Genomic DNA, 23,249 nt, shown 5'->3' with positions numbered 1-23,249 from the left:
CATGAAAGAACGCATCTATCTCTTCGACACGACGCTCCGGGACGGGCAGCAGACGCCCGGCATCGATTTCTCCGTCGAGGACAAGATTGCGATCGCCGCCATGTTGGACGAGTTCGGCCTAGACTACGTCGAGGGCGGATATCCCGGCGCCAATCCGACGGATACGGCCTTCTTCAGCGAGAAGCGCACCAGCCAGGCCAGTTTCGTCGCCTTCGGCATGACGAAGCGGGCGGGCGTTTCGGTCTCCAACGATCCCGGCATTGCCGGGCTGCTTCAGGCCAAGAGCGATGCCATCTGTTTCGTCGCCAAGAGCTGGGACTATCATGTCGCGGTGGCGCTCGGCTGCACCAACGAGGAAAACCTCGAATGCATCGCCGAAAGCGTCAGGGCGGCGGTTGGCGCGGGCAAGGAGGCGATCGTCGATTGCGAGCATTTCTTCGACGGATTCAAGGCCAATCCGGCCTATGCGCTCGCCTGCGCCAAGACGGCCTATGAGAGCGGCGCCCGCTGGGTCGTGCTCTGCGACACCAATGGCGGCACGCAGCCGCCGGAGGTGCGCGCCATCGTCGAGGCGGTGATCGCCTCAGGAGTTCCCGGCCACTGTCTTGGCATCCATGCGCATAATGACACCGGCCAGGCGGTCGCCAATTCGCTTGCCGCCGTCGAAGCCGGCGTCCGGCAGATCCAGGGCACGCTGAACGGTATCGGCGAGCGCTGCGGCAATGCCAATCTGGTGACGCTGATCCCGACGCTGGCGCTGAAGAGCGCCTACAACACACGTTTCGAAACGACGATCGACGAGGAGCGGCTGCTCAATCTCACCCGGCTCTCGCATGCCTTCGACGAGCTGCTCAACCGTTCGCCCGACCACCAGATGCCCTATGTCGGCGCTTCCGCCTTCGCCACCAAGGCCGGCATCCACGCATCGGCGCTGCTCAAGGATCCGCGGACCTATGAACACGTGGCGCCGGAAACCATCGGCAACTTCCGCAAGGTCATGGTCTCCGACCAGGGCGGCAAGGCGAACTTCATCAATGCGCTGAAAAGGCGCGGCATCAACGTTGCCAAGGACGATCCGAAGCTCGACCTGCTGATCTCGATCGTCAAGGAACGTGAATCCATCGGCTATGCCTATGAGGGCGCGGATGCGAGCTTCGAGCTGCTGGCGCGCCGCACGCTCGGCACGATCCCGGAATTCTTCACTATCGAAGGCTTCCGCGTGATGATCGAACGTCGCTTCGACAGTCTCGGCCGTGTGAAGATCGTCTCGGAGGCAGTGGTCAAGATCACCATCGACGGCCAGACGCTGATGTCGGTTGCCGATGCCGAAGGCCCGGTCAACGCGCTCGACCTCGCGCTACGGAAGGATTTCGGCAAGTACCAGCACGAGATCGACGATCTGGTGCTCGCCGATTTCAAGGTGCGTATCCTCAATGGCGGCACGGAGGCGATCACCCGTGTGCTGATCGAATCCACCGACAGCGACGGCGTGCGCTGGTGGACCGTCGGCGTCTCGGAGAACATCATCGACGCTTCGTTCCAGGCGCTGATGGATTCGGTCATCTACAAGCTGATGAAGAACCGGCAGCTGGCGGGCAAGATCGCGGCGGAATAAAACTATTCCGCGGCTCGGCGGAGGGGTCCCAGCCCTCGCCGAAATACCATTCGCTTCCTTCGGACTCCGGCTTCCAACGCAGGGCGCCGGACATCGTCTCGTCCATCGCTTCGTCCCCGGGTTCAAATCCTCTCAGCCTTCATTCAACGAAATGAATTGGCCTATTCACGGCGCTTAAGCTAGGCCGGATCAGAAGAAGAACAAAGATGGAAACACCGATGTCGACCGATGCATCCGTTCCGTTGGCCAAGAACGAAGACAGTCCGCGCGGGTTCGCCTTCGCGCTGACGGCCTATCTGCTCTGGGGCTTCCTGCCGATCTACATGAAGGCGGTGGCGCATATTTCGCCGGCCGAGGTGATCGCCCATCGCATCGTCTGGTCGCTGCCGCTGGCGGGCATCGTGCTGATCGTGCTCGGACGCACGCAGGATATCCGCGCAGCACTCAGTTCGCCGCGCATGCTGGCGATGGCGGCGCTGACGGCGTCGCTGATCACCGTCAACTGGGGCACCTATGTCTGGGCGATCGGCGCCGGCCATTCGCTCGACGCAGCACTCGGCTATTTCATCAATCCGCTGTTCAGCATCTTCCTCGGCGCGGTGTTCCTCAAGGAAAAGCTGCAGCCGCTGCAGATCGCGGCGATCGCGCTTGCAGCGCTTGCCGTCGCCATTCTCGCGCTGGATAGCGGCGGCATCCCGTGGGTGGCGCTGACGCTGGCGGTCAGCTGGGGTTTCTACGCCCTGTTGCGCAAGACGCTGCCGCTCGGGCCGAACCAGGGCTTCTTCCTCGAAGTGCTGATCCTCAGCGGGCCGGCCGTCCTCTACATCCTCTATCTCGAATTCGGCGGCCAGGGCCACCTCTACCGCACCGGTCTTGCAGACACGACCCTGCTGCTTGGCTGCGGCGTCATCACCGCCGTGCCGCTGATGATCTATGCGAACGGCGCCAAGCTCTTGAAGCTCTCTACGATCGGCATCATGCAGTATATCGCGCCGACGATGATCTTCCTGATCGCCGTCTTCGTCTTCCACGAGCCATTCGGCACGGCGCGCATGATCGCCTTCCCGCTGATCTGGGCGGGGCTGTTCCTTTATAGCTGGTCGATGCTCAAGGGAAGCCGGGCGGGCTGAGGCGCTAAAACGCGTCACGTCGAAGCGGATTCATGCGGCGCGCTTTAGGTCCTTGTTTTATGCATGTCTTTGTCCCAAAACCGCTGGACACTTTTGGGCAACATGCATTGAGCCCCTACATCTTCGAAATCACCTCGTCCTCGCCGTCACGATCGGCCGCGAGCTGGGCTGCCTGGGCCATGATCGCCGGAATGATGCCGGAGATCTCGTCGACGACGAGCGGCTGCACCCGGTGCGCGGTGTGCAGGAAGCCTTCTTCGGTCATATGGCGCATCAGTTCCATCATCGGATCCCAGAAACCGTTGACGTTGGCAAAGACCATCGGCTTCTCGTGGCGGCCGAGCTGCGCCCAGGTCATGATCTCGACGATCTCCTCCAGCGTACCGATGCCGCCGGGCAACGCGACGAAGGCATCTGAGCGCTCGAACATGGTGTGTTTGCGCGCATGCATGTCAGGGGTTACAATGAGCTCGTTCAGCTGACCGAGCGAGTGGCGAGTCGCTTCCATATCGATCAGGAATTCGGGAATGATGCCCGTGACCTGACCGCCGCCTGAAAGCACGCCGCTGGCAACCGCGCCCATGATGCCTTTGGTACCCCCGCCATAGACGAGGCGCAGGCCGTATTCGGCGATCTCTCTTCCGAGAGCACGCCCGGCCGCCATGTGGGAAGGATCGCGTCCCGGCCTGGAGCCGCAGTAAACGCAGATGGATCGAATCGATACAGATTGTTCGGTCATGAGGGCAAAACAACTATTCCATTTCAATGCAGTCAAGAAAATTGACTGAAAAGCAGCGTGTCTAGCTTGCCTAATTGCTTTGAATGCTTGTGGAAAGCAACGGGAATCGCTAGCAATTTTGGGTATTACGGCAAATTGCCGCCTTGGGAGACATAATGATGAAGAACCGTGCCGGCTTGCTGGCTCTTGCAGTCCTCGCAATCGCAATCCTACTGATGGTGTTTGTCGTCATGCCGCGCATCGGCGGCGATGCAGCCAAGGTCGGCGACGCCATCAACCAGGCGGGCACGGAGGTCAAGAACACGGTTAACGAGGCGGCAAAGACATCGCGCTCCGCCGTGGGCGATGCGGCTGCGGTCGCCGACAAAGTGGGTCGCCTTTCGGCCGATGCCGGCGTATCGCTCAGCGAGCTCAAGGCGCTGTTTGCCGACGGTAAAGGTCCGGCCATCGATGTCTTCACTGCCGCCAAGACCAAAGCCGTGAACGCGCTGACCGCGCTTGCCGATTTTACCATTCCCGAGGGCCTCGATCCCGCGACCCAGACCCTTGCCGCCAAGGCCAAGGACGGCGGCGCGAAGGCGCTCGCCATCGTCCAGTCGCTGCCCGAGAACATCGCCGATGCGCTTGCCGCGATCGCCAAGGCCGAGGTTGCGCTGACCGGTGCGCCGGAGACCGCCCCTGGGGCAAATACGGCAGCGGAAAATACCGGCCCGAAGCTTCCGGCCTTCGACGTATTGCGCGTCGAGCCCGACGGATCGACGGTGATTGCCGGTTCTGCCGAACCGAACGGCAAGCTCGAGGTGCTCGACGGCGAGAAGGTCGTGACGACGGCCAATGTCGATGCGAGCGGCGATTTTGCTGCCGTTCTCGACGATCCGCTTCCGGCCGGCGACCACCAGCTCGTGCTCAAGTTCACGGGCAAGGACGGCAAGAGCACGCTTTCCGAAGAAGTCGCGACCATTTCCGTGCCGAAGGATGGCAACGGCGCCAACCTGCTCGCCATGGTTTCCAAACCCGGCACGGCGAGCCGCATCATTACCGCGCCGAAGGCCGGAACCGAAGTTGCCGATGCTTCCAACCCGATGGCGCCGCCTGCGGACAAGCCGGCAACCGGCGAAAGCTCGGCTGCACCAACCGGCGAGCTGGCGCTGCAGACGCCGAACCTCACCGATACCCCCTCCGGTAGCGCTGATACGGCACCGGCCATTCCCGGCACCGCCGCACCGGATAAGACGAATGTGCCCGATGTGATGGTCAATGCCGTCGAAATCGAGGGCAACAAGATCTTCATTGCCGGCACGACGCGCTCCAATGCCAAGGTCATCGGTTATGCCGACGACAGCCTCGTCGGCCAGGACACAGCCGGCTCCGACGGACATTTCGTCATCGACGGTGTGGTGGCGCTCTCGGTTGGCGACCACAAGATCCGCGTTGATGTCGTTGATCCCGCAGGCAAGGTGATCGTGCGTGCGGCGGTGAATTTCAATCGCCCGGCCGGGGATCAGGTGAGAGTCGCCGCGCAATCGGCCCCCGCCGACGCCAACGGTGCTTCCTCGATGGTGCCGCTCGACGAAGGCGAGCTCGACAAACTCAAAGTCGAAGTCGGCAAGGCCTTTGGCCTGCTGAAGGGACTGTTTGCCGAAGGCAAGCTGCCCGTGGCCGAACAGCTTGCGGCGGCGCGCTCGGCAACGGAATTCGCGCTGCGCTCCGTCGCCGATTTCCGTCCTGCGGCCGATGCGCCGGACGCCTTCAAGCAGGCGTCAGGCTCCGCCTCGCAGATCGCCGGCAATGCGCTGAAGCTGCTGCAGGGCCTGCCTGGGGATGCGAAGTCCGTCGGCGCCGCACTCGACAAGCTGGGCGGGATGATCGCCGAACTCACCGCCGCACCCGCGCCGGCAACACCATCTGCCAACGATGTCGGAAGCAACCAGCCGAAGACGATCGAACAGGCGCCGCTGACGGCAAACAACGCGGCAGTCATCATTCGCCGCGGCGATACGCTGTGGCAGATCTCGCGCCGCACCTATGGCCTCGGCGTTCGTTACACGACGATCTACATCGCCAACGAGGACAAGATCATCAATCCCGATCGCATTCGCCCGGGTCAGATCTTCGGCCTGCCGAAGGATGTATTGCCGAATGCCGAAGAGCTGCACCGCAAGCGCATGTCCGGCCAGCATCTCTAAGCTGCAAACAACACGACGAGGCCGGGCGGGATAAGCGCCCGGCCTCGTCGTTTCCTTACCCCAGCAATTGTTGTATTCGTCCGCCCGGCACCCTATCTGGCGGTGGCGGCTGCGGGTTGTGGGAAGCGCTTTCAGGCACGTCCCGGTTCCGCGCTCTTGCCGGCATCGAATCGCCGCAATCGCGGCAAGCCCATCCGGGCTGGAGACAAGCATGGCAAACGGCAAGACAGTCTCGGAATCCAACCTGCCGCAGACGCTTCTCAACCTCTGGCCCTATATGTGGCCGGCCGGCCGGCCCGACCTCAAGATGCGCGTCGTCTGGGCCTCGGTCTTTCTGCTGATCTCCAAATTCGTACTGCTGCTCGTCCCCTATTTCTTCAAGTGGTCGACCGATGCGCTGAACGGCAGGATGGATCTTGCCGGCTCGGTGCCGCCGTTGCTGGCCGGCGCCGTCGCGCTGGTGATTGCCTATAACATCACCCGGCTGATCCAGCTCGGCCTCAACCAGCTGCGCGACGCGCTCTTTGCCAGCGTCGGACAACATGCAGTGCGCCAGCTCGCCTACCGGACCTTCGTGCATATGCACGAGCTGTCGCTGCGCTTCCATCTCGAGCGCAAGACCGGCGGGCTGTCGCGCATCATCGAGCGCGGCACCAAGGGTATCGAGACGATCGTGCGCTTCACGATCCTCAATTCCGTCCCGACCGTCATCGAATTCCTGCTGACGGCAGTGATCTTCTGGTGGGGCTACGGCTTCTCCTATCTCGCCGTTACCGCCTTTACCGTCTGGGCCTATATCTGGTTCACCATCCGCGCATCCGACTGGCGCATCGCCATCCGCCGGTCGATGAACGACAGCGATACCGACGCCAACACCAAGGCGATCGACTCTCTCCTCAATTTCGAAACCGTCAAATATTTCGGCAATGAGGAGATGGAGGCAAAGCGTTTCGACAAATCGATGGAACGCTACGAGAAGGCGGCGACCGATGTCTGGACCTCGCTCGGCTGGCTGAACTTCGGCCAGGGCGTCATCTTCGGCATCGGCACGACGATCATGCTGGTGCTGTCGGCGCTGGCCGTGCAGCGCGGCGAACAGACGGTCGGCGATTTCGTCTTCGTCAATTCGATGCTGCTGCAACTTTCCGTACCGCTCAACTTCATCGGCTTCGTCTACCGCGAAATCCGCCAGGGGCTGACCGACATCGAGCAGATGTTCGATTTGCTTGAGGTGCAGACCGAAGTCAAAGACGCGCCCGATGCGACCGAACTTCGGATCGGCCAGGGCGCAATCTCCTTCAAGGACGTGCACTTCGCCTATGATGCGGCCCGTCCGATCCTGAAGGGCATTTCCTTCGAGGTGCCGGCCGGCAAGACGGTCGCCGTCGTCGGCCCTTCGGGTGCGGGCAAATCGACGCTGTCGCGCCTGCTCTATCGTTTCTACGATATCCAGAGCGGCGCAATCACCGTCGACGGCCAGGATATCCGCACGGTGACGCAGAAGAGCCTGCGCTCGGTGATCGGCATGGTGCCGCAGGATACCGTGCTCTTCAACGACACGGTCGCCTACAACATTCGCTACGGCCGCACATCGGCCAGCGACGGCGAAGTCTTTGCCGCCGCCGAAGTGGCGCAGATCGCGCATTTCATCGAAACGCTGCCCGAGGGTTTCGAAACCAAGGTCGGCGAGCGCGGGCTGAAGCTTTCGGGCGGAGAGAAGCAGCGGGTGGCGATTGCCCGCACCATCCTCAAGGCGCCACCGATCCTGATCCTCGACGAGGCGACATCGGCGCTCGACACGACGACGGAACGGGAGATCCAGGAGGCACTCGACCTGGTTTCGAAGAACCGGACGACGCTTGTTATCGCCCACCGGCTTTCGACTGTCATCAGCGCCGATGAAATCATCGTGCTCAAAAGCGGCGAGATCGCCGAGCGCGGAACACATGCCGCCCTCCTCGAAAGGAACGGCCTTTATGCCTCGATGTGGAACCGCCAGCGCGAGGCGACACAGGCGGAGGAACATCTCAAGCAGGTGCGCGAAAGCGACGACCTCGGCGTGATAACGCGGCTTGCTCCGGCCAGCTGACAAGGGAAACCGACGCCGGCCGACTTTTGTTGTTCAGAAACCCGGCGTGGGAACCAGGGCCGAGGCCACAGCATTGCCCCAGAGACGGTTTTTCGCTAACCAGCAAAAATGAAAACGCAAGGAGACCGGCAGCCATGAGCCTGTTCAACACGGTTCGCAACACGATCGTCCCCGTGCACAAGGAGGGCTATCCCTTCGTTGCCGCCTTCTTCGTCGCGTCGCTGGTCTTGGGCTGGATCTTCAAGCCGCTCTTCTGGATCGGCATGATCTTCACGCTCTGGTGCGCCTATTTCTTCCGTGATCCGGAGCGCGTGACCCCGCAGGACGACGACCTGGTGATCTCTCCCGCCGATGGCAAGGTGTCGGCGATCCAGATGGTGACCCCGCCGGCCGAGCTCAACCTCGGCTCCGAGCCGATGCTGCGCATCTCCGTCTTCATGAACGTCTTCAATTGCCATGTGAACCGGGCGCCGATGCACGGGCGCATCGTCAGCATCAACTACCGCTCCGGCAGCTTCGTCAACGCCGAGCTCGACAAGGCGAGCGAAGACAATGAGCGCAACGGGCTGGTGATCGAAACCGGCCACGGCCAGATTGGCGTCGTGCAGATTGCCGGCCTCGTCGCACGGCGCATCCTCTGCTGGGCGAACCCCAACGAACCGGTGGATGCCGGCGAGCGCTTCGGGCTGATCCGTTTCGGCTCGCGGCTCGACGTGTTCCTGCCCGCCGGTGCTGCGCCACGCGTCTCGCTCGGCCAGACGGCGGTTGCGGGAGAAACCGTCATCGCCGAATTCGCCTCCGCCAAGGGTCCCGTCATCAGCCGCCGCAGCTAAAGCGGTTCAGCTTTTCACGGAAGTGCAGAAGCGCTACGCACTGTTGCTGGAATTGCCTTAGGAACGATTGGAACGCGATATGGAAACGCCTTTTCCGCCTTTCGAGCCCAATGGGCCAGATGATTCCGCCCGCGGCCCGCGTCTGCGCGAAATCCCGCTCCGGCTCGTCTTTCCGAACCTCATCACCATTCTGGCGATCTGTGCCGGGCTGACCGGCATCCGGCTGGCTTTCGAGAATCGTTATGAGCTAGCCGTCTCCATGGTACTGCTCGCCGCCTTCCTCGACGGCATCGACGGGCGCGTGGCGCGGCTGATGAAGGCGACTTCCAAATTCGGCGCGCAGATGGATTCGCTTGCCGACATCGTCAATTTCGGCGTCGCACCCGCCCTCGTCGTTTATGTCTTCGCGCTCGACCAGGCGCGCTCGCTAGGCTGGATCGCCGCCCTGATCTATGCGATCGCCGCCGGGCTTCGCCTTGCCCGTTTCAACGTCATGGCCGAACGCGAAAACAAGGCGAGCTGGCAATCGGAATATTTCGTCGGCGTGCCGGCGCCGGCCGGCGCCATGCTGGTGCTGCTGCCGGTCTATCTCGGCTTCCTTGGGCTGGCGACGGACCGCACCTTCGCCTATCTCTCGTCGATCTATACCGTGCTTATCGCCTTCCTGCTGATCAGCCGGCTGCCGGTCTGGTCGGGCAAATCGGAAGGCAATCGCTTGCGGCGCGATCTCGTGCTGCCGATGATGCTCGGCGTCGTGCTCTATGTGGCTCTGCTGATGAGCTACACTTGGGAGGTGATGGTCTTCACCGTTGCCGCCTACCTCATATCGCTTCCCTTCGGCGCGCGGAAATGGCGGCGGAAATACGGGACGCTGACGATCGAGGAACCCGGCATCGGCGACGACGATATCGGCCGGCACATCTGATCACCGAGCATTTCCGGATTTCTCTAAAGCGCGTCGCGATCTTCAGATTCGCCCTCGCGCTTTAGCTCTTTGTCTTTACGCATGTCGTTGTCGCAAAACCGCCGCACACTTTTGCGCGACATGCTTTAAATGACGGAAATGCTTCTCTCCCTTCGTTCTGACGGATACTCGGGAAAAAGCATAAGTTTTCCCCGGAGAAAACCGTGCGCTTATCCGGGTGTTCCGCACTTTCCCCAGAAAAACGCTTTCGCCTTTTTATTGGAACTGCTCTCTTCAGTAAGTATTAACCAACGTAGGCTTCAGTTAAGCCTCGCGAATTATGGTGCGCGTTTACAAATCCTGATAAGCGACGCCCCCGTTTTGTCGCTATTCGTGATGAAACATCACACTATAAAATACCCAGGGAAGAAACACGTAAGGAGAGTATCGTGACTTCGAAGAAGAGCAGTACCGGCGAACAGCAGGCGGCCAAGCCAGACCTCGCCGCCAACTATCGCCCCGTCGGCCTGAAGGCTGTTGCGGCAGCATCACTGATGGCGAAGCACAAGCCGGGCAGCGTCAAGAAATCCGCTTGAAGCGCCCCGGTGCTTCAGCCCGGAATCATCGGCGCGTCAAGTCTGCCGCTGCATGTCGTCATCCCAAAACTGCGGCGTGCTTGAGTGGTATGCGTTAGGCATCACTGACGAAGACAATGACAAGGCTTATCGTCAGAAGCCCATGACGATGCCGATTATGCCGTCCTAACCCGCTATGCGGCGGGTCCGGCGAAGATCGGTTACAGCAACCCGCCGCCATAACCATCCGAAGAACCAGACGAACGAGGACGCAGCACCGGGCAAAAGACGGCGGACCCCGTTTCAGAAGAAGCTGAGCTGGCCGTCGTCAGGCTTTTGCTCGTCGGGCGCCTTCAACGGCTTTTCGATGACGACCGGCTCCTGCAGGTCGGGACCCATATTGGCAACCTTGTTGACCTTGTCGGAAACCGGCACGGCCTCGAAGAAATCATCCTGAACCGGCTGCATCAGGTCGACCACCTCGCGCGGTTCCTGCGTCTTGCAATCGAGCCAGCGCGTGAAATCCTCAGGTCTGATGACGATGGGCATGCGATCGTGGATCGCCGATATGGCTGAATTGGCCGATGTCGTCAGGATCGCGCCGGTATCGACCTCGGAGCCGTCGGCCGAGGACCATGTCTCCATCAGCCCGGCAAAGGCGATGACCCCACCCTGACGCGGTCTGATCCAGTAGGCCTGCGGCCGCTCGCCGCTTTCCTTCGGCGGGCGATGCCATTCATAGAAACCGGAGGCTGGAATAAGCACGCGGCGATGACGCATGGCGGCGCGGAAAGAGGCCTTGCCGATCGCGGTTTCGGAGCGCGCGTTGATCAGCAGCGGGAAATCTCTCGGATCCTTGACCCAGCCCGGCGTGAGGCCCCAGCGCACGAGCACGGCGCGCCGGTCGGCCAAGTTGCTGCCCTGCTCCCTGCCCTCGCCTGATATGACGACGAGGATCGGCTGCGTCGGCGCGATGTTGTAGCGCGCCGGAAAATCGTCAAGATCGAGACCGGAGAAGACGTCGCTCAGGTCGACGCTGGAGACTGTCAGGGCGAAACGTCCACACATCGGCTTGTCTTTGCAACCCGTTTGTATCCGGTCAAGACGCCTCAGCCTCTCGGCGCGAAGAGGATGAGACTGGCGCCGGCAAGGCAGATCAGCGCACCGCCGATATCGTAACGATCAGGCACGCGGCTCTCGACCAGCCACAGCCAGAGCAGCGAGGCGAGGATATAAATGCCGCCATAGGCCGCGAAGGTACGGCCGGCAGCCTCGCTCGGCACCAGCGTCAGAATCCAGGCGAAAAGCGCCAGAGAAACCATGCCCGGCGCCAGCCACCAGACGGGGTTTTCGAGCTTCAGCCATGCCCAGAAGGCAAAGCAGCCGGCAATCTCGAAGAGGGCAGCAAACGCAAAGATGATGTAGGTCACGGAAGCACCTTTCGAATCCCCGTCGCACTCTTCATCCGATAAGATGGGCCATCACAGCAAGAGCAGCCTCCGATGATCTCCACCGCCAAAGCCGCCTCCTCCGCCATTCTCGAACGCGACGGACGATTCCTCCTCGTGTTGCGGCGCAATCCGCCCTCCGCCGACATGTACGCCTTTCCCGGCGGGCGGGCCGAGCCAGGCGAAACGCCGGAGCAAACGGCATTGCGCGAACTCCATGAAGAGACCGGCATTTCGGCACGTAATCCGCGGCTGTTTTCGACCTACGACCTGAAGACGCATGCGGCCGACGGCAGCGTCAAGAGCCATTTCCTGCTGTCGGTCTTTCGCGTCGATGCGGATCGGGATGTCGTGGCGGAAGCCTCCGACGATGCGGCAGCCCTCGGCTGGTACACGGTGGAGGAAATCCGGCAATTGCCCGTACCGCAGAGCGTGCTCGAATGCGCGGAGCGGCTGGCGGGCGGCGAATAGACGTGGAAATTTTAAAGCACGCCTTGTTGCCGTCATGCTGAGCGTATCAACTGTGAGCATGATTCCCGTTCGACGCGTTTTTCTATCCCTGCTCGTGCTCGCCGGCCCAACGATGGCGCAGGGCAAGAATACGCCGCCTCCACAGGAGGAGGAGATTGCACCGCCGATCGTGAGCGTGCCCTATGACGACAAGCTGGCGCGGTTCGCCGAGGTGCTGGGTTCGGTGCATTATCTGAGAACGCTGTGCAAAGCGGCGGGTGGCGACGAGTGGCGAAACGGCATGCAGCAGCTGCTCGATTCGGAGACCGGCAACGAGCCGCAGCGCAAGGAAAAGCTGACAGCTGCCTTCAATCGCGGCTATCGCGCCTTCGCCTCGGTCTATACGGATTGCACCCCGGCGGCCATCGTGGCAGAAGAGCGCTACCGTAACGAAGGTGCAACACTTGCCACAGAAATTACCTCGCGCTTTGGAAATTGACGTTTAATTAACCTGTTTTCGCAAGCGGACGTGTCGTTTTGGGAAAAGGCTGTTAGTGTTGTTAACGGTGCAGTAAGACATGAGAAGTTCTGAGGAAAAAACAATGGAAGCAAGCCTCAACGACATCGACGACATGATCGTCCACGAAAAGATGCAGGCAGCTCTGGAGTACCAGAACGAGGCTTGGGCCGATGGCATGGCCGACGGGATCGAGCCTGAAATCATCGCTGATGCTGCCATTGCACATGCGCTGCGTGAGACGATCAGATTGCATGGGGAAAAGAGCGCCGAAGCCCTGCTGGACTCGCTGCGTGAGCGCATGCTTGCCGGCGAATTCTCCGCGAACCGCACCCTGCAATAATTGTTATCAGAGAGTTTGATGCACGCCGGTAAAGAGAAAGTTTCGCGAATTTCGCTCGCGCCGGTGCTGCTTGCGTTCAGCCTCGCCGCCGGCAATGTTTTCCTTGCGCCGGCAGCCTACGCGCTTTCCGAACTGCACAAGATCCCCGGCCAGGCGGCCAACGAGACGCCCGCACAGGGAAGCGCTCAGGGACAGAGCCAGCCTCAGGGGGCCACTCCCGGTGTTCCCATGGCCGAGCCGCTGGTCAACAGCCAGAACAATCAGGGTGTCGACAAGACGCCGGGCGCTCAGGACAATTCCAAGCCCACAGAAGTGATCTACGATATCAGCAAGGTGCCGGAGCCGGTTCGCAAGATGCGCGAGCAGATCGTCGAGGCGGCCGCATCCGGCGATCTCGAGCGGCTGCGGCCGCTGATGGGCGCCGGCGCCGACCAGACGCAGGTGACTGTGGGCGAACCGACCGACGATCCGATCGGCACGCTGAAGGATCTGTCGGGCGATCCTGACGGCGACGAGATTCTTGCCATCATGCTCGACATCATCTCGACCGGCTTCGTGCATGTCGGCCAGGGCACGCCCGACGACATGTATGTCTGGCCCTATTTTGCCGAGAAGGACCTGAAGTCGCTGACACCGCCGGAGCGCGTCGAGCTGCTGCGCATCGTCACGGCCGGCGATCTCTCCGACATGCAGGAATTCGGTGGATATAATTTCTATCGCCTCGGCATCACGCCTGAGGGTAAATGGAAATTCTTCACAGCGGGCGATTGATGCCCGTCTCGCCTGCGCTTTTCACGTTTCGCATGACGCTTGCGATCCACCTCATGAAGACATACCTCTGAGCGATAACCAACGCGACAGGTTCCGCCATGCCAGCCGTATTCCTGAAAGACCGCTCCTTGCTCTTCGTCAGCGGCGCGGAAACCCAATCCTTCCTGCAGAACCTGATCACCACCGATATCGCCGCGCTCGGGGCCGACGAGGCGCGGCCCGGGGCATTGCTGACGCCGCAGGGCAAGATCCTGTTCGACTTCGTGATCTGGCGGGACGGCGAAGGTTACATGATCGAGACCGATGCCGGCCAGCGCGACGGCCTGCTGAAGCGACTGACGATGTACAAGCTGCGCGCCGCCGTCACACTTGCACCAAGCACGGAAGAGGGCGTCACCGTTTGCTGGGGTGAGGACGCCGACGGCAGCCAGGGCGTCCGGGGCAGCCAAGGCGCCCGCGACAGCCGCTTCGCCAAGGCGGGCATCACGCTGATCCGCCGGCCCGGCAAACATGGTGATGGCAAAGAAGCGCTCTACGACGCGCTGCGAATCAGCCACGGCATCGTCACATCAGGATCGGACTTCGCCCTGCAGGACGCCTTCCCGCATGACGTGCTGATGGATTTCAACGGCGGCCTCTCCTTCAGGAAAGGCTGCTATGTCGGCCAGGAGGTCGTCTCGCGCATGCAGCACCGCGGCACCGCGCGCCGGCGCGTCGTGACGGTGTCCGCCGCAACGGATCTGCCGGGGACCGGGACGGAGATTACCGCTGCCGGCAAGCCTGTGGGAACGCTCGGTTCGGTCGATGGCGGCAATGGACTTGCGATCGTGCGCATCGACCGCGCCGGCGCCGCGATGGCGGCAGGCACGCCGCTGCTGGCCGGCAACACGCCTGTTTCCCTCGTCCTGCCGGCATGGTCCGGCCTCGTCTTTCCCGCCAGCGCCGACGAGGCCAGCGCGTGACAACGCCGAAAGCTCCGCGTGCCTGGCAGCGCATGCTGTCCGGGCGCAGGCTCGACCTGCTCGACCCCTCGCCGCTCGATGTCGAACTCATCGACATCGCTCACGGGCTTGCGCGCGTGGCCCGCTGGAACGGTCAGACCTCCGGAGATCATGCTTTTTCGGTGGCCCAGCACAGTCTCGTCGTCGAGGATATCTTCCGCCGCTTCAACGACGCGCGGCCGCAGGAGTGCCTGATGGCGCTGCTGCACGATGCACCGGAATATGTGATCGGCGACATGATCTCGCCGTTCAAATCGGTGGTCGGCGGCGGCTACAAGACGGTGGAAAAGCGGCTGGAGGCCGCCGTGCACCTGCGCTTCGGCCTGCCGCCGCATCCCTCGCGCGATCTCAAGGACCGGATCAAGAAGGCCGACACGATCGCCGCCTATTTCGAAGCGACCGTGCTGGCGGGTTTCACACCCGCCGAGGCACAGAAATTCTTCGGCCAGCCACGCGGCATCAGCAAGGACATGCTGATGATCGAGCCCCTGCCGGCGATCGAAGCGCAGCGGTTGTTCTGCGAGCGCTTCGCGGCGATCGAGGTCGAGCGGGAGATGGTATCATGACCTTCATCGTCGTCTCGCCGCTGTCGCGCATCGCGGAAATGGCGGTGCGCCATAAGGCGCGCGACATGATCAGCCTGATCGCCAAGGAGCAGGCCTTTCACCGGCCGGGCGTGATCGCGGCCAAGCGCCATCTGACACTTGCTATGAACGATATCGTCTTCAAGGGCACCGGCGATCTCGTGGCGCCTGACGAGACGCATGTGCGCGGGATTATTGACTTTGCGGCTTCGTGGCGGCAGGAGACGCCGCTGCTCATCCATTGCTGGATGGGCGTGTCGCGATCGCCGGCCGCAGCGCTCATTGCCGCGCTGTCGCTGGCACCCGATCAGAGCGAGGAAACGCTTGCCCGCCGGCTGCGGGCCGCCTCGCCTTTCGCGACGCCGAATGCCCGGCTGATCGAGATCGGTGACGCGCTGCTCGGCCGCAGCGGCCGGCTTGTCGGGGCGGTGCGGGCAATCGGACGCGGTGCCGATGCCGACGGCAATGCGCCCTTCGTGCTTGCGATCCGAGACGCCGCCTGCGGTTGACGCTGCGGCCAGCCGCTCCATCTAGCCCCCGACCACGAACAACCGACAGGGCCAAATCATGGAACAACAGGCAGCCGATGCCCTCCTCGCCACGCGAACGGCACTCAGCCAGGCAAGCGCACTTGCCGTGCAATATTCCTTCTCCGTCCTCGGAGCCGTGATCCTGCTCGTCCTTGGCTGGACGCTGGCCGGTTTTGCCAGCCGCTGGGCTTATGAAGGCCTGTCGCGCGTTCATGGTATCGACGAGACGCTGGCGCGATTCTTCACCAATGTGCTGCACTATGCGCTGCTCATCCTGGTGTTCATCACCGTGCTCGGTCAATTCGGCGTCCAGACCGCCTCGATCATCGCCACCCTCGGCGCGGCAGGCCTGGCGATCGGACTGGCGCTGCAAGGGACGCTGCAGAATATCGCTGCCGGCATCATGCTGCTGATCCTCAGGCCCTTCCGCGTCGGCGAATATATCGAGACCAGCAACGTGGCCGGCACCGTGCGCGAAATCGGATTGTTTGCGACCGAACTCAGAACTGGCGACGGACTCTACCGATTGGCGCCGAATTCGACGCTCTGGAACACGCCGATTACCAATTTCAGCCGCGAGCCCACGCGCCGGGAAGAGCTGAAAATCAGCGTCCCCCATGACGATGACATCGATCTGGCGATGGAGAGGCTGATGGACCTTGCCAAAGCCGATTCCAGAGTGCTGAAGTCACCGGCACCCAGTGTCTTCATCGACAGCCTCGGTGACGGTGCGATCTCCGTAACGCTTCGTTATTGGGCAAAGACCGGCGATTGGTGGCTGGTCAGCCGTGACATGGTGAAGCGCGTGAAACTCGCCTTCGACAAGAATCCTGCCGCTGAGGCGGATGCTTCAGATGCCGCGCCGCCAAAAAAGTCCAACGGCGAGTCAACCGCCGAAAAGCCGACGCAGACGCGGCAGTAAGTCATTGCAGCGCCGCGGATCTTTTAAGACCAGCGGCGTCGTGCGCAAGTAGAATTGCTGCATGGCCTTGTCCTCAACCGATCCGATTTAAGGAATTGTGCCGTAGCTATTGGATGACGCCGCAGGAAAGTCTTTCCCCGGCATCACCCGAAGGCTGGCTGCGATAATCATCCGAATTTGCGTGGACCATCAATGCGCGGCCACGAATGCCGTCGGTTTTGCCGTCGAGCGTGACCATGCTGTCGAAGATCTGTGCCCGCAACAAGCCGTCCTGCCCGACATATTGATTGGGCATGTCACCGGCGTGCGGACCCTTGGCGGCAAGAATGCCATGCTCCGCCTTCTCAGGATTGAAATGACCGCCCGCCGATTCGTGATGGGTCGCGGCGTCACAGCGGCCGGTCTCATGAACATGGAAGGCCACCCATTTATTCACAGGCAGTCCCGATATCTCGACTTCGATCAGGACGCCGCCATTGGCGGCAGCCGTCAGCTGCGCGCGACCGTCTTCCTTGCCGTCCTTGCCGACGAAATTGGCGACCGCCGTCTGCTTGTCCTGAGCGCCCACCGGCAATGCAACCGCAAGCAGGCTCAGGGCGGCGATATTGCGCATAACTTTCATGGAGATCTCCTTCCGTCCGGTTGTCCTTCTGAACGTGTCAGCCCGGAAGGTGTTCCTGATGCAAAGCGCCCGCGCGTCCGACAGGACGCGCTATCACCTTTGAATCGGCATATAATCCTTTCCGAAAATTATTCCGATTTTCGGGGGTATGCGCAGGAATATCGAACGAGAAAAGCCGGCCAAACGGCCGGCTCGCAGATCGCCCGGATTGAGACGCCGGTCGTCAGGCGAAAGCGTTGAAGTCGAACTGGCCGTAGGTGTTCCGGTAGAGATCGTCGGACTGATCGCCGGTCGCCGGCGCGGTTTGCTGCAACGGATAGGAAACGGCGATGCTGCTTGCCGTGCCACTGTTGCGCGTGTCCATCATCAACGCGATCAGGCTGCCGGAAAATTTCGGCTGCGTGTCACCGTTCGTGTCGTCTTCCAGGAGTTCCTTGATGATGCCGGGCTTCTCCTCGGCGGCACGTTCGCCGCGGCTGAGGACGCCATCGCCATTGGCATCGAGACGCGAAAGCGTCGCCAGATATGCATATGAGGTGTCTGAAACGGATGTGGTGCTGGTCATACAAACCTCCATTCACCGCCTTTTGCCGGTGGTGTTTGTACGCAATACGAAAGTGGAAAATCAGTGTTGACTCGGTGGTTAAACTGATTTGCGCAGTGCGTCAATAAGTTGTTAACTTCTCATTAACGATGATTGACAAAAGTTAACGGAACGCCCGCGAAGTCGCCTGCCGCCTGCGCCAGCCGGCCGATTTCTCCCATATTTCAGCGATTTTTCACATACAGACAATTGTCTGACCAAGTGCAGTCGCTGTTGCACTGCAACCGAATATTAATTCGGCCCATAGAAAATGGGCGTCACGCATTGCCACCAGACAGTCCGACTATAAAAGGCAATTTCTGTGTTCATTTGAGAAAGGTTTTCATGTCAGGCGTAATGATGCACGTACGTCAGTCGAAGGCACCTTCCCCCGAGGCCGGGGCAGCAGCTGCGCAAGACGCATCCACATGAAAGCTGAAGCGCTTTTCTGGCAGCAATGCACTCAGGCCGTTACGGACGATGGATCAATTGATGCGCAGCGTCTGATGGATCTCGTGATCGCGACCTATCGCGTCCATGAAAGCAACTATGACGAAATCGAGAGAAGGGTGGAAACGCTTCTGAGGGAAAACCATGTGCTGAGAGGCAATATATCAGCGCTCGGCCAGGCATTCGACGGACAGAAAAAACTCTTCGAAATCATTCTCAACAACCTGCCGCTCGGTCTCAGCGTCTTCGACGCCGACCAGCGGCTGACGCTTTCCAACATCCGCTTCCGTCAGCTCTTCGACCTCACGGCAGAAGATCTCACTGCCGGCGCGACAATCGCCGATCTCACGGCCAAAATGCGTGGTAGGGAGAGTACCAAACCCGGCCGGCGGACCGGGCGACATTCCTCCGCAACCGCAAAAAGCAGTGGTCTCCGTCGGCGCGAATGGTTGATGGATGATGGCCGCATCATCCAGAGCATGGTGACTATCCTTTCCGACGGCAGCAACATTTCCATTCATGCCGATATCACCGAGGATCGAAGGGCGGCCGAGCGTATCACCTATCTCGCCCACCACGACCCGCTGACCGGCCTTCCGAACCGCATCCATTTTCGCGAGCAGGTCGATGCAACGCTTGCGGAACGCAAGCCGGATGAGCAGATCGCCCTCGTTCACCTCAATCTCGACCGGTTCAAATCGATCAACAACACGATGGGCGTTTCGGCCGGCGACAAGATCCTGCAGCAGGTCGCGGAGCGCGTCCGAGCCTCGGCCGGTTCGGAAAACACCCTGGCGCGCCTCGGCTCGGACGAATTCGCCATCCTGCAGACGGGCAAGCAGCAGCCGTGGAACGTAACGGCGCTTGCCGAGCAGATCCGCCGGGAGCTTTCCGAGCCATTCTTCCACGGCGAGAAACAGGTCGAGCTCAGCGTCTCCATGGGCATCGCAATCGCCCCTGAGGATGGCGAGGAAACCGATATCCTGCTGAAAAATGCCGGCGTGGCGCTCTCGCATGCCAAAGCGGACGGCCGCAAACGCGAGCGCTTCTTCGCCGGTGAGATGGAAGCGCAGATGCAGTTGCGCCACGCGCTGGAGGCGGACCTCAAAGCAGCCGTTGAAAACGAGGAGTTCGAGCTGCATTACCAGCCGCTTTATGACCTCTCGCAGCGGCGCATCTGCGGCTTCGAAGCTCTGATCCGCTGGAACCACCCGGTTCGAGGCCGCGTTCCACCGATGGATTTCATTCCGCTTGCCGAAGAGGTCGGCCTCGTCGTCGATATCGGCCGTTGGGTTTTGCGCCGGGCCTGCAACGATGCAGCGCTATGGCCGGAGGGCATCAAGATCGCCGTCAACGTTTCAGCAATCCAGTTCAGCAGCAGCGACCTGACGCGCGATGTCAGCGAGGCGCTTGCCGCCGCCGCGCTGTCGCCGTCGCGGCTCGAACTCGAAATCACCGAGAGCGTGCTGATGGAAAATCTGAGCGAAGTTTTGCCGATCCTGCATGCGCTGAAGGAGCGCGGCATCCGCATCTCGATGGACGACTTCGGAACCGGCTATTCCTCACTGAGCTACCTCTCGAGCTTCCCCTTCGACAAGATCAAAATCGACAAATCCTTCGTCAACGACATCGTCGACAACAGGGAAGCCCATGCGATCATGCACGCGATCATCCTGCTTGGCGATGCGCTCGGCATGCGCGTCACCGTCGAGGGTGTCGAGACAGTCGAGCAGCTGGCGCTGCTCGAATGCGAGGAATGCGACGAGATCCAGGGTTATCACATCAGTCCGCCGAGACCGGCATGCGACGTGCCCCATCTTCTCTCCCTGCCGCCGAAGAGCGGCGGCGTGACGCGTCTCCCCAAAACCAAGCACTGAGATCCCCGTCGATTGCGACTCGCACGGCAAGCCGTTAGAACAGGATGATTTTAGGCCCGGTCGGCCTAAAATCTGAATCCTGTTCTACAATATATAGTTAGAGCATGATGTCGCCCGAAAACCGCTCACACTTTTCGGCATCATGCTCTAGAAAATCGGCTGCGATTCCGAGATCTGGTCGTCGCATCCTCTTACCCGTCCGCATCCACTTCCGCGCCGATGCTCCATCCGCGGAAAACGATCTTCCTCATGACAGGTGGCGCTATGTTCGCGGCTGAAGCCTTCTCCCCCCACGAAACGCTTGCCGCGGCGCTGATTGCGCATGCGGCCGACGGCGACGACGGCTCGCACGACCTTGCCCATATCCTGCGCGTCTTCAGGAATGCCATGCGTATCCATGCGGGAGAAGGCGGTGACGGGCGGGTTCTTGCCGCTTCCGTGCTGCTGCACGACTGCGTCGCCGTCGAGAAGAATTCGCCGCTGCGGGCAAAAGCATCGGCTTTGGCGGCCGAAAAGGCATCGGCGATCCTGGCGGAACTTGGCTGGAGCGGCGCGGATATCGAGGCCGCGGCCCACGCAATCACTGCTCATAGTTTCTCCGCCGGGGTGGCGCCGCAGACGCTGGAGGCGAAGATCCTGCAGGATGCCGACCGGCTGGACGCGATCGGCATGATCGGCGTCGCCCGCTGCTTCTATATCGCCGGGCGACTGGGATCCGGGCTCTACGATCCGTTCGATCCGGCGGCGGCAGACCGCCCGCTCGATGACAAGCGTTATGCCATTGACCATTTCCAGACGAAGCTGTTCAAACTGGCGGAAGGATTCCAGACCGAGACCGGCCGCAGGCTGGCGGCCGCGCGTGACAAGAGCCTGCGCGATTTTCTCTCGGAATTCATGGACGAAATCTAGGAGAACGGCATGCGTGTCAGCGACCTCTTCATCTATCCGCTCAAGAGCGCCCGTGGCATTGCGCTGCCCGCCGCCGACATCGACGCCTATGGACTTCCCGACGACCGGCGGGCGATGATCACCGATGCGCAAGGGCACTTCATCACCCAGCGCGAGTTGCCCGACCTCGCACGCATCGAGGCACGACCCGAAGCGAGTGCCTTTCGGCTGCTGATGCAGGGGAAAACGGACATATCGGTAGAGCCGCCTCAGCCTGAAGCCCGCATGGATGTGATCGTGTGGAAATCTGCCGTCAACGCCGCCGTCGCCGATCCCGAGAGCAACCGGCAGCTTTCCGAATGGCTTGGCCGTGAGGTGCGCCTCGTCTTCTTCGACGGGCAGGCACGGCGGACGGCGAATGCCGAATGGGCCGGCGAAGCCACGCCCGTCACCTTTACCGACGGATACCAGATCCTGGTGACGACGACCGGCTCGCTGAAAGCGTTGAATGCCGATCTCGCCGCCCATGGCGAAGGCGGTGTCGGCATGGAACGCTTCCGTCCGAACATCGTCATCGATACCGACGAGGCCTGGGCGGAGGACCGCTGGGCGGCGATCGAGATCGCCGGCATCCGCTTCGATCTCGTCAAACCCTGCTCCCGCTGCATCATGACGACTCAGGACCAACTGACCGGGTCCCGCGAGGGACCAAACCCGATGCCGGCCATGGGCCGCATCCGCATGTCGGCCGACCGGCGCGTGCCCGGCCCGCTCTTCGGTTGGAACGTCACACCGCGCGGCAGCGGCAGGATCACGATCGATGACACCGTCCGCATCGTTGAAGAGAGGCCGGAAGGCTGGGCGCTCAAGCGTCGCGCCGCAGCATAGAAGCAATTCCAGGAAAAGTGCGAAGCAGTTTTCCGTCCGGAATTGCGTGAAAACAAAGAGTTAGAGCGGTCCGCGCTTCCGTGAAAAGCTGAACCGCTCTAGAGCATGATGCCGAAAAGTGTGCGCGGTTTTCGGACGACATCATGCTCTATTTCTTTGATTTAGATCAGGATTCAGATTTTAGGACGATCGGGCCTAAAATCATCCTGATCTAGAAGCGTCACGCGCGCGCGAGTGCGGAATCTATGCCTGCCATGACATCGGCCGGCAGTGGTCCCTTCTCCAGCGCGCCGGCATTTTCCTCCACCTGGGCAACGGTACGGAAACCCGGAATGGGAAGGGTGCGCGGCGAGCGTGCCCAGAGCCAGGCAAGCGCGCCCTGCGTCAGCGTGCGGCCGCCCGATGTCAGGAGATCGCGTACGGCATCGAGCCTTGCGGCGAATTCCGGGGCCATCCGCCCGTCCTTGAAGTAGACCATCCAGTCAAGGGCCGCCCCACGGACATCCTTGGCGCCCACCGCCTTGTCGGCAGTGAACTTGCCGGTCAGCAGCCCCATCGCCAGCGGACCGCGATTGATTGACATCAGCCCCTTCCCCTCAATCACCGAGATCATCTCCGGCACCGGTTCGAAAACATTCATCGTATGCTGGACCGAAACATAGCCCTCGCGACCGACATGACGGGCGGCGCGATCAGGAAAATCGGTGCTCCAGCCGAACGCATCGATCTTGCCTTCGGCGCGCAACGCCTCCAGCGTATCGAAGACGGCATCCGACTGTTCCAACGGAAAATCATTGAGGTGGAACTGCAGGAGATCGAGGCGATCACGCTTGAGGCGACGCAGCGAAGTCTCGACCGAACGGCGGATGAAGGCCTCATCGGCGAAGGCGCCGGTTGCCTGCTTGGTTTCCGGATCGGTGGCGAAGCCGAACTTGGTGGCGATGACAATATCGTCGCGATTGCCGATCGCCCGGCCGAGCACTTCTTCCGAGTGGCCGGCGCCGTAATTCGAGGCCGTGTCGAAGAAGCGGATGCCGAGTTCGATGGCGCGGTTGATCGCTTCCACGGATTCATCGTCGTCGACATCACCCCAGCCGAGCGGCGTGTCGCCGGCAAAGAAGGGACCACCGATCGCCCAGCATCCCATGCCGAGGCGTGGAATTTCGCGCCCGTTCCAGAGCGTGATCGTTGTCGATGATGCGGGCTTGGTCAGCATGAAATCCTCCTTGAGTGGCAGTCCTGTGAAGACATAGGAGGCGCTCACGAGTGGGTAAACCGCCAAATCCGGAGGATGTTTTGCACCC

Annotated in this window: 24 protein-coding genes; 18 read left to right on the top strand and 6 right to left on the bottom strand. The window is 61.4% G+C overall.

Going from position 1 to position 23,249, the window contains the following annotated elements:
- The first annotated feature begins 1 nt into the window (after position 1).
- Both cimA and rarD read left to right on the top strand, forming a co-directional pair.
- Positions 2-1,615 (top strand): citramalate synthase, encoded by a 1,614-nt coding sequence (cimA, locus tag RL_RS07980; RefSeq protein ID WP_011651228.1) that lies wholly within the window; start codon positions 2-4, stop codon positions 1,613-1,615.
- Positions 1,616-1,833: 218 nt separating this feature from the next.
- Positions 1,834-2,745, top strand: a complete 912-nt coding sequence (rarD, locus tag RL_RS07975) for an EamA family transporter RarD (RefSeq protein ID WP_028741464.1) — start codon at positions 1,834-1,836, stop codon at positions 2,743-2,745.
- A 115-nt stretch (positions 2,746-2,860) separates the two neighbouring features.
- Here the strand turns inward: rarD and RL_RS07970 are convergent, their stop codons facing one another.
- A complete protein-coding gene (locus RL_RS07970) occupies positions 2,861-3,484 on the bottom strand; it encodes a TIGR00730 family Rossman fold protein (protein ID WP_003558142.1) in 624 nt (207 codons plus the stop codon).
- Between the two features lie 155 nt (positions 3,485-3,639).
- Between RL_RS07970 and RL_RS07965 the strand changes: the two genes are divergently transcribed.
- The 5 genes from RL_RS07965 (at position 3,640) to RL_RS40100 (ending at position 10,092) form a co-directional block, all read left to right on the top strand.
- The gene (locus tag RL_RS07965; protein ID WP_011651225.1) at positions 3,640-5,670 is read left to right on the top strand and encodes a LysM peptidoglycan-binding domain-containing protein; all 2,031 of its coding nucleotides are present in this window, start codon (positions 3,640-3,642) and stop codon (positions 5,668-5,670) included.
- A 211-nt stretch (positions 5,671-5,881) separates the two neighbouring features.
- Positions 5,882-7,759, top strand: coding sequence for an ABCB family ABC transporter ATP-binding protein/permease (locus RL_RS07960; protein WP_011651224.1), 1,878 nt, complete (start codon positions 5,882-5,884; stop codon positions 7,757-7,759).
- Between the two features lie 134 nt (positions 7,760-7,893).
- Complete coding sequence (locus RL_RS07955; protein WP_011651223.1) at positions 7,894-8,592, top strand: phosphatidylserine decarboxylase; 699 nt, start codon at positions 7,894-7,896, stop codon at positions 8,590-8,592.
- A 79-nt stretch (positions 8,593-8,671) separates the two neighbouring features.
- Complete coding sequence (pssA, locus tag RL_RS07950) at positions 8,672-9,517, top strand: CDP-diacylglycerol--serine O-phosphatidyltransferase (RefSeq protein ID WP_003558134.1); 846 nt, start codon at positions 8,672-8,674, stop codon at positions 9,515-9,517.
- A 428-nt stretch (positions 9,518-9,945) separates the two neighbouring features.
- Positions 9,946-10,092: a hypothetical protein gene (locus RL_RS40100; protein ID WP_003546983.1), complete on the top strand. Its 147-nt coding sequence runs from the start codon at positions 9,946-9,948 to the stop codon at positions 10,090-10,092.
- Between the two features lie 282 nt (positions 10,093-10,374).
- On the opposite strand, the gene RL_RS07945 is transcribed toward RL_RS40100, so the two are convergent.
- Both RL_RS07945 and RL_RS07940 read right to left on the bottom strand, forming a co-directional pair.
- A complete protein-coding gene (locus RL_RS07945) occupies positions 10,375-11,139 on the bottom strand; it encodes an SOS response-associated peptidase (RefSeq protein WP_011651221.1) in 765 nt (254 codons plus the stop codon).
- A 41-nt stretch (positions 11,140-11,180) separates the two neighbouring features.
- Positions 11,181-11,501, bottom strand: a complete 321-nt coding sequence (locus RL_RS07940) for a YnfA family protein (protein WP_011651220.1) — start codon at positions 11,499-11,501, stop codon at positions 11,181-11,183.
- A 72-nt stretch (positions 11,502-11,573) separates the two neighbouring features.
- Here RL_RS07940 and RL_RS07935 point away from each other — a divergent pair, with 72 nt between their 5' ends.
- The 8 genes from RL_RS07935 (at position 11,574) to RL_RS07900 (ending at position 16,637) form a co-directional block, all read left to right on the top strand.
- Complete coding sequence (locus RL_RS07935) at positions 11,574-11,990, top strand: NUDIX hydrolase (protein WP_011651219.1); 417 nt, start codon at positions 11,574-11,576, stop codon at positions 11,988-11,990.
- Positions 11,991-12,024: 34 nt separating this feature from the next.
- Positions 12,025-12,468: a TIGR02301 family protein gene (locus RL_RS07930; RefSeq protein ID WP_011651218.1), complete on the top strand. Its 444-nt coding sequence runs from the start codon at positions 12,025-12,027 to the stop codon at positions 12,466-12,468.
- Between the two features lie 103 nt (positions 12,469-12,571).
- Entirely contained in the window at positions 12,572-12,829 is a 258-nt protein-coding gene (locus RL_RS07925) for a hypothetical protein (protein ID WP_003546972.1), read from the top strand.
- 18 nt (positions 12,830-12,847) lie between these two features.
- Positions 12,848-13,600 carry a hypothetical protein gene (locus RL_RS07920; RefSeq protein WP_028741467.1) on the top strand — a complete coding sequence of 251 codons (753 nt, stop codon included), beginning with the start codon at positions 12,848-12,850 and terminating at the stop codon, positions 13,598-13,600.
- Positions 13,601-13,698: 98 nt separating this feature from the next.
- A complete protein-coding gene (locus tag RL_RS07915) occupies positions 13,699-14,562 on the top strand; it encodes a YgfZ/GcvT domain-containing protein (protein ID WP_011651216.1) in 864 nt (287 codons plus the stop codon).
- On the top strand, positions 14,559-15,167 hold the full coding sequence (locus tag RL_RS07910; RefSeq protein WP_011651215.1) for a YfbR-like 5'-deoxynucleotidase: 609 nt from the start codon (positions 14,559-14,561) through the stop codon (positions 15,165-15,167). Before RL_RS07915 ends, RL_RS07910 begins: the two co-directional genes overlap by 4 nt.
- Positions 15,164-15,694, top strand: a complete 531-nt coding sequence (locus RL_RS07905) for a tyrosine phosphatase family protein (protein ID WP_011651214.1) — start codon at positions 15,164-15,166, stop codon at positions 15,692-15,694. The genes RL_RS07910 and RL_RS07905 overlap by 4 nt, the downstream gene beginning before the upstream one ends.
- 58 nt (positions 15,695-15,752) lie before the next feature.
- Entirely contained in the window at positions 15,753-16,637 is an 885-nt protein-coding gene (locus RL_RS07900) for a mechanosensitive ion channel family protein (RefSeq protein WP_011651213.1), read from the top strand.
- 106 nt (positions 16,638-16,743) lie between these two features.
- Here RL_RS07900 and RL_RS07895 read toward each other — a convergent pair whose 3' ends face one another.
- Together RL_RS07895 and RL_RS07890 are read right to left on the bottom strand one after the other, a co-directional pair.
- Positions 16,744-17,259 (bottom strand): superoxide dismutase family protein, encoded by a 516-nt coding sequence (locus RL_RS07895; RefSeq protein ID WP_011651212.1) that lies wholly within the window; start codon positions 17,257-17,259, stop codon positions 16,744-16,746.
- Positions 17,260-17,482: 223 nt separating this feature from the next.
- Positions 17,483-17,836 (bottom strand): hypothetical protein, encoded by a 354-nt coding sequence (locus RL_RS07890; RefSeq protein WP_011651211.1) that lies wholly within the window; start codon positions 17,834-17,836, stop codon positions 17,483-17,485.
- Positions 17,837-18,270: 434 nt separating this feature from the next.
- Between RL_RS07890 and RL_RS07885 the strand changes: the two genes are divergently transcribed.
- The 3 genes from RL_RS07885 to RL_RS07875 all read left to right on the top strand — a co-directional run bounded on the left by RL_RS07885 (position 18,271) and on the right by RL_RS07875 (position 21,945).
- A complete protein-coding gene (locus RL_RS07885; RefSeq protein ID WP_011651210.1) occupies positions 18,271-20,169 on the top strand; it encodes a putative bifunctional diguanylate cyclase/phosphodiesterase in 1,899 nt (632 codons plus the stop codon).
- A gap of 249 nt (positions 20,170-20,418) precedes the next feature.
- A complete protein-coding gene (locus RL_RS07880; RefSeq protein ID WP_011651209.1) occupies positions 20,419-21,078 on the top strand; it encodes an HD domain-containing protein in 660 nt (219 codons plus the stop codon).
- A gap of 9 nt (positions 21,079-21,087) precedes the next feature.
- Complete coding sequence (locus tag RL_RS07875; protein ID WP_011651208.1) at positions 21,088-21,945, top strand: MOSC domain-containing protein; 858 nt, start codon at positions 21,088-21,090, stop codon at positions 21,943-21,945.
- 220 nt (positions 21,946-22,165) lie between these two features.
- On the opposite strand, the gene RL_RS07870 is transcribed toward RL_RS07875, so the two are convergent.
- The gene (locus tag RL_RS07870) at positions 22,166-23,161 is read right to left on the bottom strand and encodes an aldo/keto reductase (RefSeq protein ID WP_011651207.1); all 996 of its coding nucleotides are present in this window, start codon (positions 23,159-23,161) and stop codon (positions 22,166-22,168) included.
- Positions 23,162-23,249: the final 88 nt, after the last annotated feature.

This window comes from Rhizobium johnstonii 3841, from assembly GCF_000009265.1.
Taxonomy (GTDB): domain Bacteria; phylum Pseudomonadota; class Alphaproteobacteria; order Rhizobiales; family Rhizobiaceae; genus Rhizobium; species Rhizobium acaciae.
Note: the sequence above shows the minus strand (reverse complement) of the source record. Positions and strands in the feature narration are given on the sequence as shown.

Coding starts and splice junctions, on each gene's coding strand:
- cimA (WP_011651228.1), top strand. CDS start 2: ATGAAAGAACGCATCTATCTCTTCGACACGACGCTCCGGGACGGGCAG.
- rarD (WP_028741464.1), top strand. CDS start 1,834: ATGTCGACCGATGCATCCGTTCCGTTGGCCAAGAACGAAGACAGTCCG.
- RL_RS07970 (WP_003558142.1), bottom strand. CDS start 3,484: ATGACCGAACAATCTGTATCGATTCGATCCATCTGCGTTTACTGCGGC.
- RL_RS07965 (WP_011651225.1), top strand. CDS start 3,640: ATGATGAAGAACCGTGCCGGCTTGCTGGCTCTTGCAGTCCTCGCAATC.
- RL_RS07960 (WP_011651224.1), top strand. CDS start 5,882: ATGGCAAACGGCAAGACAGTCTCGGAATCCAACCTGCCGCAGACGCTT.
- RL_RS07955 (WP_011651223.1), top strand. CDS start 7,894: ATGAGCCTGTTCAACACGGTTCGCAACACGATCGTCCCCGTGCACAAG.
- pssA (WP_003558134.1), top strand. CDS start 8,672: ATGGAAACGCCTTTTCCGCCTTTCGAGCCCAATGGGCCAGATGATTCC.
- RL_RS07945 (WP_011651221.1), bottom strand. CDS start 11,139: ATGTGTGGACGTTTCGCCCTGACAGTCTCCAGCGTCGACCTGAGCGAC.
- RL_RS07935 (WP_011651219.1), top strand. CDS start 11,574: ATGATCTCCACCGCCAAAGCCGCCTCCTCCGCCATTCTCGAACGCGAC.
- RL_RS07930 (WP_011651218.1), top strand. CDS start 12,025: ATGCTGAGCGTATCAACTGTGAGCATGATTCCCGTTCGACGCGTTTTT.
- RL_RS07925 (WP_003546972.1), top strand. CDS start 12,572: ATGGAAGCAAGCCTCAACGACATCGACGACATGATCGTCCACGAAAAG.
- RL_RS07920 (WP_028741467.1), top strand. CDS start 12,848: ATGCACGCCGGTAAAGAGAAAGTTTCGCGAATTTCGCTCGCGCCGGTG.
- RL_RS07915 (WP_011651216.1), top strand. CDS start 13,699: ATGCCAGCCGTATTCCTGAAAGACCGCTCCTTGCTCTTCGTCAGCGGC.
- RL_RS07905 (WP_011651214.1), top strand. CDS start 15,164: ATGACCTTCATCGTCGTCTCGCCGCTGTCGCGCATCGCGGAAATGGCG.
- RL_RS07900 (WP_011651213.1), top strand. CDS start 15,753: ATGGAACAACAGGCAGCCGATGCCCTCCTCGCCACGCGAACGGCACTC.
- RL_RS07895 (WP_011651212.1), bottom strand. CDS start 17,259: ATGAAAGTTATGCGCAATATCGCCGCCCTGAGCCTGCTTGCGGTTGCA.
- RL_RS07890 (WP_011651211.1), bottom strand. CDS start 17,836: ATGGAGGTTTGTATGACCAGCACCACATCCGTTTCAGACACCTCATAT.
- RL_RS07885 (WP_011651210.1), top strand. CDS start 18,271: ATGAAAGCTGAAGCGCTTTTCTGGCAGCAATGCACTCAGGCCGTTACG.
- RL_RS07880 (WP_011651209.1), top strand. CDS start 20,419: ATGACAGGTGGCGCTATGTTCGCGGCTGAAGCCTTCTCCCCCCACGAA.
- RL_RS07875 (WP_011651208.1), top strand. CDS start 21,088: ATGCGTGTCAGCGACCTCTTCATCTATCCGCTCAAGAGCGCCCGTGGC.
- RL_RS07870 (WP_011651207.1), bottom strand. CDS start 23,161: ATGCTGACCAAGCCCGCATCATCGACAACGATCACGCTCTGGAACGGG.